Origin of the sequence: uncultured Campylobacter sp. (assembly GCF_938018035.1) — a bacterium.
Classification (GTDB): Bacteria; Campylobacterota; Campylobacteria; order Campylobacterales; family Campylobacteraceae; genus Campylobacter_B.
On the sequence record NZ_CALIJF010000187.1, the window covers coordinates 1 to 10188 of the forward strand.

General features: G+C 47.3%; 9 protein-coding genes and 1 pseudogene. 2 read left to right on the forward strand and 8 right to left on the reverse strand.

The window, feature by feature from the left end; translation table 11 throughout:
* Positions 1-596: 596 nt before the first annotated feature.
* The 4 genes from selD to nspC form a co-directional block, all read right to left on the reverse strand.
* A complete protein-coding gene (gene selD / locus Q0257_RS05635; RefSeq protein ID WP_298022674.1) occupies positions 597-1619 on the reverse strand; it encodes a selenide, water dikinase SelD in 1023 nt (340 codons plus the stop codon).
* Positions 1616-2212: a sulfurtransferase-like selenium metabolism protein YedF gene (gene yedF / locus Q0257_RS05640; protein WP_298022677.1), complete on the reverse strand. Its 597-nt coding sequence runs from the start codon at positions 2210-2212 to the stop codon at positions 1616-1618. The genes selD and yedF overlap by 4 nt, the downstream gene beginning before the upstream one ends.
* A gap of 84 nt (positions 2213-2296) precedes the next feature.
* The gene (locus tag Q0257_RS05645; RefSeq protein WP_298022680.1) at positions 2297-3256 is read right to left on the reverse strand and encodes a formate dehydrogenase subunit gamma; all 960 of its coding nucleotides are present in this window, start codon (positions 3254-3256) and stop codon (positions 2297-2299) included.
* Between the two features lie 96 nt (positions 3257-3352).
* Positions 3353-4510, reverse strand: coding sequence for a carboxynorspermidine decarboxylase (gene nspC, locus Q0257_RS05650; protein WP_298022683.1), 1158 nt, complete (start codon positions 4508-4510; stop codon positions 3353-3355).
* 84 nt (positions 4511-4594) lie between these two features.
* On the opposite strand from nspC, the gene Q0257_RS05655 reads away from it, so the two are divergent.
* Both Q0257_RS05655 and Q0257_RS05660 read left to right on the forward strand, forming a co-directional pair.
* A complete protein-coding gene (locus tag Q0257_RS05655) occupies positions 4595-4816 on the forward strand; it encodes a MoaD/ThiS family protein (RefSeq protein WP_298022686.1) in 222 nt (73 codons plus the stop codon).
* Positions 4817-4831: 15 nt separating this feature from the next.
* Positions 4832-5341, forward strand: coding sequence for a molybdenum cofactor biosynthesis protein MoaE (locus Q0257_RS05660; RefSeq protein ID WP_298022688.1), 510 nt, complete (start codon positions 4832-4834; stop codon positions 5339-5341).
* Between the two features lie 415 nt (positions 5342-5756).
* Here Q0257_RS05660 and Q0257_RS05665 read toward each other — a convergent pair whose 3' ends face one another.
* The 4 genes and pseudogenes from Q0257_RS05665 to Q0257_RS05680 form a co-directional block, all read right to left on the reverse strand.
* Positions 5757-7559, reverse strand: coding sequence for a hypothetical protein (locus Q0257_RS05665; RefSeq protein WP_298022691.1), 1803 nt, complete (start codon positions 7557-7559; stop codon positions 5757-5759).
* Between the two features lie 154 nt (positions 7560-7713).
* Positions 7714-8349 (reverse strand): protein-L-isoaspartate(D-aspartate) O-methyltransferase, encoded by a 636-nt coding sequence (locus Q0257_RS05670; protein WP_297896800.1) that lies wholly within the window; start codon positions 8347-8349, stop codon positions 7714-7716.
* 147 nt (positions 8350-8496) lie between these two features.
* Positions 8497-9519, reverse strand: a complete 1023-nt coding sequence (locus Q0257_RS05675) for a ribonucleotide-diphosphate reductase subunit beta (RefSeq protein WP_177387058.1) — start codon at positions 9517-9519, stop codon at positions 8497-8499.
* Between the two features lie 438 nt (positions 9520-9957).
* Positions 9958-10188, reverse strand: a pseudogene (locus Q0257_RS05680) (anaerobic ribonucleoside-triphosphate reductase activating protein); the annotation flags it as partial.

A 10188-nucleotide genomic window follows, 5' to 3' on the forward strand; every position in this document is an offset into this window, starting at 1 on the left:
ATTAGGCACGCCGCCAGCGTTCACTCTGAGCCAGGATCAAACTCTCCATATTTATTTGATTTCGCAGACTAGCGAAGCTAGTCTTTGCGACCAAAGGGCTACGCCCTTTGGAAACCTCTAAAGCACACCGCTTCTATCGGAAGCGGCGTATATTACGTAGATAAAACTTATTATTCGCATAATTAAATTTAAAAACCAACGTTTAGTTAGTTTAGATCCAAATAATTGAATCAGGCTTTAGAGAGTCGATATGAAGTTTTTAATCTAAAAACTTTATGTTTTTGTAACATCGTTTTTATGGATAGATTTAGTTTAAAGCTAGATGCTAATTAGATATTCGTTACGGATGTAAAAAATAATCTAAATTCGATCCGGCGATCTAAATCTTAATCCATAGGCTCAATCGATCACTTGTTTAGATTTCAAAGATTGACTAAAGATATTTGTTTTTAACAGTTAAAATTTTAAAAAACACGTTCGCTAAAAGGCTAAAACTACTAGGACTTAAGAGTTAAGAAAGCAGGTTCGGCTCGGTGCGAAACAGAATTATGATTATACAAGAGTGATGCTTAAAGGGGGCTGAATAGATAAAGATTTTAGACTAAATAAATTTTATGCTCGGCACGTACCACTACTTCTCCGATGATAGCGCTACTAGCGTAGCCTGCGTTTTTTAAATTCACAAGCGCTCGCGCCGCGTCCTTTTCCGCTACGGCAAGCAGAAGTCCGCCGCTGGTTTGCGCGTCGCAAAGCGTTATGTCCGGTTCGGAATCGACACCAGGTGCGATAAATTTTAAATTTTTATAGCTTCCGGCAGGGATTAGCCCTTCATCAAGGCATCTGAGGGCGCTTTTTAAAAGCGGAATTTTACTAGGATAAATTTTAAAACTTACCTTCTCATTTATCATCTCAAGGGCGTGTCCAAGCAGCCCAAAGCCCGTCACGTCGGTTGCGGCATGTATTTTTAAACCCGCTAGCGCGCCTACGGCATAAAAATTTAGCAAAATCATGCTCTCTATAGCGTCACGAAATTCTTCAAATTTAAGAAATTTCGCTTTGATAGCCGTAGCGATAATGCCCGTACCGATGGGCTTTGTTAGGATCAGCAGGTCGCCTTCGCGCGCTGTATTGTTGCTCCAAAATTTACGCGGATTCACACGCCCGGTGACGCTAAGCCCGTAATAAATTTCAGGGGTAGAGATGGTGTGCCCGCCTACCAAGGCCCCTCCACACTCTTTGATCTTGTCTTTACCGCCGCGCAGAATTTCGCGCAGAATTTCGTTTGAGAAATGACAATCGTCAAAACCCACGATGTTTAGGGCGTTTATCACTTCGCCGCCCATCGCAAATACGTCGCTTAGGGAGTTTGCTGCCGCGATCTGTCCGAAAATAAATGGATCGTCCACCAAAGGGGTGATGAAATCGAGCGTCTGCACGAGCGCAAGATCGTTGCTTATGCGAAATACGCTCGCATCTTCGTTGCTGCAGGTTGACGAAAGCAGGTTTACATTGGGCTCGATTAAATTTCCAAGATTTTCGGTTAGACCCGCCGGGTCAAGCTTGGCGGCTCAACCGGCGGCTGCAATAAATTTCGTGAGGTTAAAATCTCTGTAGATCATAGTTTGATTACTTCGTATTTCGATAGGACGTCCATGATTTCGTATGCGTTTGAAATCTCGCCGATCGCGAGCTTATCGACCAGTTTGTAGCCCTCCAGACAGCTTCCGCAGCTTAAAATTTCAGCTCCCGCTTCGTTTAGCTTTTTGATCGCCTCGAAGCATTCGTGGCCGCGGTTGGTGGTTATGTGCACGGCGTTGTTTACACAGATGACCTTCACTGGCTTTTCGTCTAAGCTTAGCGCCGCGCCTAAAAATTTAGCAAGCAAGCTCTTTCCGATCGGGCCGCTTCCGCACTGCTCCTCGTTTAGGAATATCACCTTGCCTCTTTTTGGCGCCGTGACATTACAATAAATATCGTCGATACTTTCATCTTTAAGCTCGTCCGTTTTTACGGTTTTTATAAGTGTGTCAGCGCCCGCTTGTGAAATTTGCGCCTCAAAGCCGTTTTTAGCCAAAAAACGTTTTATGTTTTCGCGCGGCGCTACGTCGTTTACCAAAATTTCTAAATTCTCTCCGATTTTTAGCTCACCGAGGGCTTTTTTGGTGCGCAAAAGCGGCTCCGGGCAATTTAAATTGCGACAATCTAGTTGCATATGTAATCCTTAAAAATAAAATTCTTTGAACCTCAAAGCTAATGCGAGCCGCACGCAAGCAGACCCGCATAAAATTTACCCAAGTTATAAGCGCGGGTACTTCGCTTCAAATTGCGATTTAGCGATCTGCCCTTTATCGAGCAGCTCGCGATACCAGTAGTGGTGAAGTACGTAAACTTCCTCCTCCGGCTTGTGTCCGTCGATCATCGAGTGGATGGCTCCGCTGATCGCAAAGACCGCCATATAGATATGCACAAGCAAAAATACCGCGCAGACCGCACCCAAAAGATTATGAATAATCGCGCTTGCTCTTAAAATTTCGATCTGACTCATACCTAGCGCACTTCTCATTGCGGGGATATCGTAGTCTAGGAAAAACATTGACGCACCCGTCGCTATCATCACTATACCGCCTAAAGTCGCGACCCAAAACCACGCCTTTTGGCCGGCGTTAAATTTACCCGCAGGGATTGCGCGCTTCTTTTTGCTTAGATAGCCGCCCACGATCATCATCCATCTGATATCGTAAGTTCGCGGTAGCATACGCCAAAACCATGTCACTAGCATAGGCACAACGGCAATCGCAAACGCTATCGTAGCCAGTCCGTGAGCGTTTTTACAAAATCTCACGAAAGCGCCGCCGCCAAATTCCTCGCCAAACATCATAATCAAGCCTGTCGGAACCAAGATCGCCCATGCTACGGCCGCTACAAGATGGTATAGTCGCTCAAATTTATTAAATGCATAGATCGGCTTGCCCGCGTGATGATCGAAGTGCTTCGGCCCTATGATCGCGTAGTGCCCAATAAAAGCTATGATTACGCCCAAAACCGCACCCAGCGCCAGCCACGCAAAAAAGCCCGAGCTTTGCAGATGTCCTTGAAATTGCAGAAAAATCGGACCGAAGCCGTTGCCGTAGCTATCGATGTTTTCAAGCCTTGCATTGCCCCAAACATCGCTATTCCCCTGCACGATGTCGGCGTATTTTTTCTCCTCCGCCTGCGCATAAACACAGGCTAAAAGCGCGAGAAACAATCTTTTCATGGATTTCCTTAGATATAAAATTTCGAGCCGATTATATCATTTTTTGCAAAAAATTTTCTTACAAAGCAAAATTAGATTTTTGTATTAAGCGCCGCGCTAGTTTCGCCTCGCGTACTCGTCGTAGCCGAATTTTTTGATCATTAAAACCTCTCCGCGCTCGTCCGCCAAAACAAGATCGGGCAGCTTGATGCCGTTAAAGGTCGTGTTTTTCACGATCGTGTAGTGGATCTGATCCTCGAAAATCACCCGATCGCCGATGTTTAGCGGCGCATCAAATTTATACTCGGGTTGCCCGCTCTCAAGCCCCACGACGTCGCCTGCGAGGCAGGTATTTCCGCCGAAGCGATAGCTAAATTTACCGCTCTTGCTCTCGCCGCGCACCGCAGGACGATACGGCATCAGCACGGTATCGGGCATGTGCGCTTCGGAAGAGGCGTCTAAGATAGCGATTTGAGCGCCATTCTCTACTATATCAAGCACGCTAGCGACCAAATACCCGCACTCCCAGCCGACTGCCTCGCCCGGCTCGAGATAAATTTTAACCTCATATTTTTCGCGAAATTTTTTGATCAGATCTATCAGTAGCTCCACGTCGTAGCCTGCGCGCGTGATATGATGACCGCCGCCGAAATTTAGCCACTTTAGGCCTCTGAAATACTTGCTAAATTTCGCCTCGAAAACCTCAAGCACCCGCTCTAGGCTCTGAGCGCTTTCTTCGCACAGCGCGTGAAAATGCAGCCCCGAGATGCCGCGCAAAAACTCGCCGTCTTGCAAGATCGCCCGCTGCAGCGCTTCAAGGCTCATCCCGAGCCTGCTAAAGCTGCCGCACGGATTGTAAGCGTCTTTGGGCGCGAAGGAGGTCTGCGGATTTAGCCGCAAGCCGCACGATGCGCCCGTAGCAAGCGCCTTTGCGCGATATTTTTGCCACTGCGCGGCGCTATTGAATACGACGTGGTTTGAAATTTTTAAAATTTCATCCAAATCATCCTCTTTGAATGCGGGCGAGTATGTGTGAATTTCGCCGTTTTTGATAAATTCCGCGGCAAATTTCGCCTCGTGCAGACCGCTGCAAGTGGCGCCCCAGAGGTATCTGTCAACGTAAGGCATCGCGAAGCTAAACGCAAAGCCTTTTAGCGCGCACAGAATTTTTGCGCCGCTTCGCTCGCCTACGCCGCGTAAAATTTCTAAATTTTTTACCAGTTTTTGCTCCTCGCACACGTAAGCGGGGGTCGAAATTTGATCGATTTTCATCATTTTTCCTCATTAAATTTTTACGCAATTATATAAAATTTTATAAATTTTTCGTTAAAATCGCTCAATCTTTAAAAAAGGACAAAAATGGTAGAGGTAGAATTTTTAGGGCCGATCGGGCGCGAGCCCCTGCGCCTAAACGCAAACTCCTTGCAAAAGGTAAAAGCGGAGCTGCAAAAGGACGAAAGCCTGCGAGAGTGGCTCGCAAACTGCGCCGTGGCGGTAAATGATAAGATGATTTATGATGCGAATTTTGCGCTTAAATCCGGCGATCGCGTGAGCCTTCTGCCTCCCGTTTGCGGCGGCTAAGCTTAGGAAGCGGCGATGAACGAGGCTAAATTTAATCCGGAAATTTTAAGCGGGATCGAGCCTGAAATTTATGAGGGCAGCTTGGATGTAGATGCGATTTTATCGCGCTGGTACGCTAAATTTAAAGACGCAAATTGCGGCGCGTTCATTACCTTCGTAGGCATCGTGCGCGAAGAGGGCGGCATCTGCGCGCTTAGCTTTGATATCTACGAGCCGATTTTGCGGACTTGGTTCGAAGCGTGGCAACAAAAGGCCGCAGCACAGGGCGCATTCGTGCTTTTTGCACATGCAAACGGGGATGTGCCGATCCACGAAAGCTCCTACGTCGCAGGCGTCGTAAGCCCGCAGCGCAAGGTCGCTCTGGCGCTAATAAACGAGTTTGTGGAGGATTTCAAGGCGGCCGCGCCGATCTGGAAATACGACGTAAAGGGCGGCAAAATCGAGGACGGCAAAGTAGTAGGCGGGAAGAGGATCTACGCGGCGGATCGCTCGCAGAGAGTAAAAGGCGCAGGACTTTTGGGCTAAATTTAAAAGCCCGCGCCGCTTAAATTTATAGGCTTACTTCAATTCAATCAAATTTAATCAAAACGGCGATTACGCCGACAAGTAAAATTCTATGTATAAAATACGGCGGGAATTCTAAAATAAAAATTTATGTAAATTTGGTGGCTGAGGCTAAATTTAAAACTCAAAATTTTACTCTGACTCCGTGCTCGCGAGCCCGATTAGTATGGCGGGCGAGAACTAAAATTTCAAGTCTAAATTTATATCAATTTAATAGATCGGCATTGCTACGGCGCGCCGCAAATAAAGCGGCGACGCGCAAAACTCTTGCCAAATAAAATCAAAATTTCGCCGCCGTATATCTAAACACAAGCGAAACACAATGCTATGAAATTTTAAAATTTCATCGCAAATAACCATTCCTGCTAAGCGGCGGCTAAAATTTAAACACGCCTTTAGCTTCGGCGATGCGCTCGCTAAGGCTCGCAGCGGCATCTTCGCTCCTTGCCGCGCACCTAAAGATCGGCTCAAGCACCTCAGCAAAAAAGCCGTTTAGCCCCTCCTGCATGATCTGAGCGTTGTTTTGATAGCGCGCTAGCCCCATAAATACGCCGTGCCCGATCACGCCGAGGCCCTTTGCCTCATCGGCGATAAATTTATTCAGCGCCTTGCAAACCGCAACGACCGCGCTTGCATTTACGATCTCGCGATCCCTTAAATAATCCTCAAGAGCGCCGTAATCGCACTCGCATCTGATCCATCTAAACGCCTTTGCGATCGACGGCGAAACGCATTTATGCTCATTTAGAGTACATAGGACGTATAAATTTTTAGGCACTGCAAAATATGAGCGGCCGTCCTTTAAAACGACGCTAGCGCGCGCTTTCTCGCCCTCTTCAAAGCCGTCGATTATGTGGGAGTTTTTAGTGCGAATCAGCGAAAGTTCGTCTTCCTCGTCGTAGCGACGATCCAAAAGCACCGCCGCCTCGCCAAAAATTTTATCCAAGCTCGCAGCACTTGCATTGTCGATCAGAAAATAATACTCGCCCTTCGGATCGTTTAGCGCCTCTTTGCACAGCGCCTTAAACTCGCCGCTAATGAATCTTTCGCCGTAAAATCCGTCGATGAAATCGCGGTATTCAAAGCCTTCGTGCAGGCAAACGTAGCGGAAATTTTTCGCCGCAAGTTTCTTTTCGGTAATCAAAGATCGCAGCCTGCGGGTTTTGCCGGTACCGATCGCGCCGTAAAAGATCGTATTTTTCGCAACCTCTTCGCTTTTGTAGTTCTTGACGTATTCGAAAAACAGCGACGAATACACGATTCTGGCCGCGCCCACGACGTCCTGCGGATACGGGGTAAATTCCGCAATAAATCGCGAGCTCACCTCGTAAAATTCTTCAAAAATTTCAACCTTTTCGTCGTAGAGCAAGGATAGAATTTGCGCGGTTTCATCGCGATAAACGAGCGTCGGAAACTCGTCGTTGCACTGCGCAAATATGCTGGCTAGCAGATAGAGCTTCTCGCGCGAAATTTGCGCGAAATCGCCGCCCTCGGCAAGCCCTAAATTTAGCATCCCGTCGTCGCTTAGGTAGCTGTCGATCAGATAGAAATTATCGGCATTTATCGCGGATTTTAAAAATTCCATCAGCACGAAGGGCTGATTATGCAGCGCGACATCGAAAAAATCGATCGCCAAAGCGCTGTCCACTGCCGTAAGAAGCCTGTAAAGCTCGTCGTAGAAATTGACTAGCTTTTGTTTAAAAATATCGCGCGCGGTGCGCTCCTGCGAATAGCTATTGAAATTTTTGACGATATTTTCGATGAAAACATAAAGCGATACGATGTTTTTGTCCTCGCCGCTAAGCACGCTAGTTACGCTTTTTACGGCATTTTTAGGAAACAGCTCTTTTTTGCCGACGATGCGGTCTTTAAAAGCGAAATCATAATAAAACGCGCTGATATTGGAATCAAAAAACTGATCCATAAAGAAATACTCGGCGTGCGCGAACTTCTCGCCCAAAGATAAAATTTTGCAGCTTCTAAGATTGCCGTCGCTGAGATTTATATATAAAGTTTGCAAAAACTCGTTCTCGGTCTCATCAAAGCTTGCGAGGCAGCGCTTTATCTCGCCTAAATACTTTGAAATCGAGGTTTGTTTTTTGAGCCAGAATTGGTTTTTGTTGTGATTTTTCCAGCTGACGACCAGCGACTCTATCTTTTCCTTGCTAAAATCTTGCATGACTCATCCTTGTAAGATTAAAATTGTGTATTGTACTTGAATTTAAATAAATAATTAATAAAACTCTGATCTCGCGACGGAGTGCAAAAGCAAATTTTATTAAATTTACGCGCCCGCGGCGGTAGGAAATTTTAAAATTTACTGCGCGCTAGATCTATCCGCGACCCTGCACCAACGGGACGAATTCGCAGGCGCCGAGCTCCTCTTCTTTAATCTCGCTTGGAGAAATTTTACTAAATCTAACGATCTTTTGCGAACCGCCTCTATTCATCGGAGCGACCAAAATCCCGCCGATTGCCAGCTGCGCAAACAGCCGCTCGTCGATCCGCTCGGCGCACGCGGAGAGCAAGATCCTATCAAAAGGGGCGAAATTTTTCCACCCAGCGTTGCCGTCGTCGTGGCGCAGGCTGATGTTTGAAATCCCAAGATTCGCAAAGTGCCTTTTCGCCTCGCCCACCAGCCGCTCGACGCGCTCGACGGCAAAGACGCGGTGAACCATCCTGCTTAAAATCGCCGCTTGATAGCCGCTGCCGCAGCCGATCTCTAAAATTTTCTCGACCTTCGGATCCACGCTTAGCGCCATCGTCATGCGCGCGACCGTCAGCGGCGAGCTGATCCACTGGCTGGCTAAAATGGGCTGCGCGTTAAGGCTAAAGGCGTGCGCGCCCAGCGGGGCAAACTCGCTTCTAGCGACGCTACAAAACGCCTCAAAAAGCGCAGGATTTAAACTCACCTGCTCGGCGATGTCGTTCGCCATCTTTTCGCAGCGCAGCCGCTCTAGCGAGACCATAACGCGCTCCCGCCAGGCCAGGCGTTAAATTTAAAGCCGCGAAAGTTTCTGCTCTGTTTAAATTCGGAGCCGATAAAATTTTTAAAACTGCCGCCGAAGCGCTCAGCCCGCGATGCGACAGAGCAAAATTTCAAACCGCAAAATCCGCTAAAAATCATCGAAACTCAAGCTTCCTTTGCTGTAGTTCGTGACCTTGCTCTCGAAAAAGTTGCTCTTTTGATCGTTAAATTTAGAAAAATCATCGACCCATTTTATCGGGTGTTTCGCGCCGTATCGCTTCTCAAGCCCGATGGCGAGCAGGCGCTGATCGACTAGGTAGTGGATGTATTCTTCGATGATGTCGTCCGTAAAGCCCATGATTTGGTTATCCGTGATGTATTTGCCCCAATCGATCTCTAAGTTCCCCGCCGTCTCGAACATCTCGTAAATTTTATCCACGTTGCGCTTGTTAAACAGATCGGCGCGCTCCTTGCGGACGGAATTTATCATGTTTTGAAAGAGCAGCAGATGCGTGATCTCGTCGCGCTGTATGAAGCGGATCATCTGCGCGCTGCCTAGCATCTTGCCCGCGCGAGCAAGCGCATAGATCGAGGTAAAGCCGCTATAAAAATAGATCCCCTCTAAAATTTGATTCGCCACCATCGCTAGCAGCAGCTTATCGTCGCTAACCTCGCCCGCAAGCTCCTCATAGACGCTTGAGATGTAGTCGTTTTTCCTGCGGAGCATATCGTCGTGCTTCTCCATCTCGTAAATGAGATCGGTATTTTCACAGATCGCCTCGACCATGACGGCGTAGGATTTGCTGTGGTTGGCCTCCTCGTAGGCTTGGCGAGCGAGCACGGCGTTGATCTCCGGAGCCGTGATGTAGGGGTTGATATTATCGGCGAGATTGTTGGTCTGAAAGCTATCCATCGATATCAGCTGGCTCCACACGAGATCGTACATCCGCTTCTCGGCGCTTGTGAGATTGAAGTTATAATCGCGCACGTCGTCGGTGGTATCGACCTCTTTAGGAAACCAGGTGTTGGCCTCCATCAGATCCCAAAGCTTCAGCGCCCATTGATATTTTGCCTTGGTAAAATTTAAAATTCCCTGCGGATTGCCGCCGAAGACCTTGCGATCGGTAAGCGTCTCGTCGGAGAAGGGGTTGTAGATTTTTTTTCTATCCATTTTTTGCCTTTTTAAAAATTTAGGGCGTATTGTAACGAAAAAAATCTTATCGAAGGCTTTGCAGGTGAAATTTAAAGGCGTGAAATTTCACCCGTAAAATTTGCGCGGAATTTTATAAAACGCGCACAGCTCGGCAGGAGCACATGGCGGAATTCCGTAGCCAGCCGAGTGAGACGAAATTTTATGCTAGCTGAACGGTCGAAATTTCGAGATGGAATTTTACGGCAAAGCTTTATGATAAAATTTTATGACGGAGCTTTGAAAAGAAATTTTAAAGGTGGAACTACGGTGCGATTTCGTTTATTTGCTTCGTGCTAATGCCTGCGGCAAACGGCGAGGCGAATTTTATCGCAGCTCAATATACGCCAAACAATGCGCGGCGCGCTAAATAAAATTTCATCGCATTCATCGCAGCAAGACGCGCGCGACGGCGTAAATTTAATCAAAATTTCGAAGTTCGATCTTTAGATCGGTGCGGATTTTGCTTGGATCAAAGCTCGCAAGCGGTGCGTCTAAATTACCGAAATTATCGCCTGTAGGCAGGAAGTTTTGCAGATAATAGACGCCGCGGTAGCCCTCACTCCATAGAATTTGCGCCATCTGCTCGATCTTTACTTCGTTTAAAAAATCGGCATGCACGGTCGTGCGCACCTCAAATTTAAAATTTTG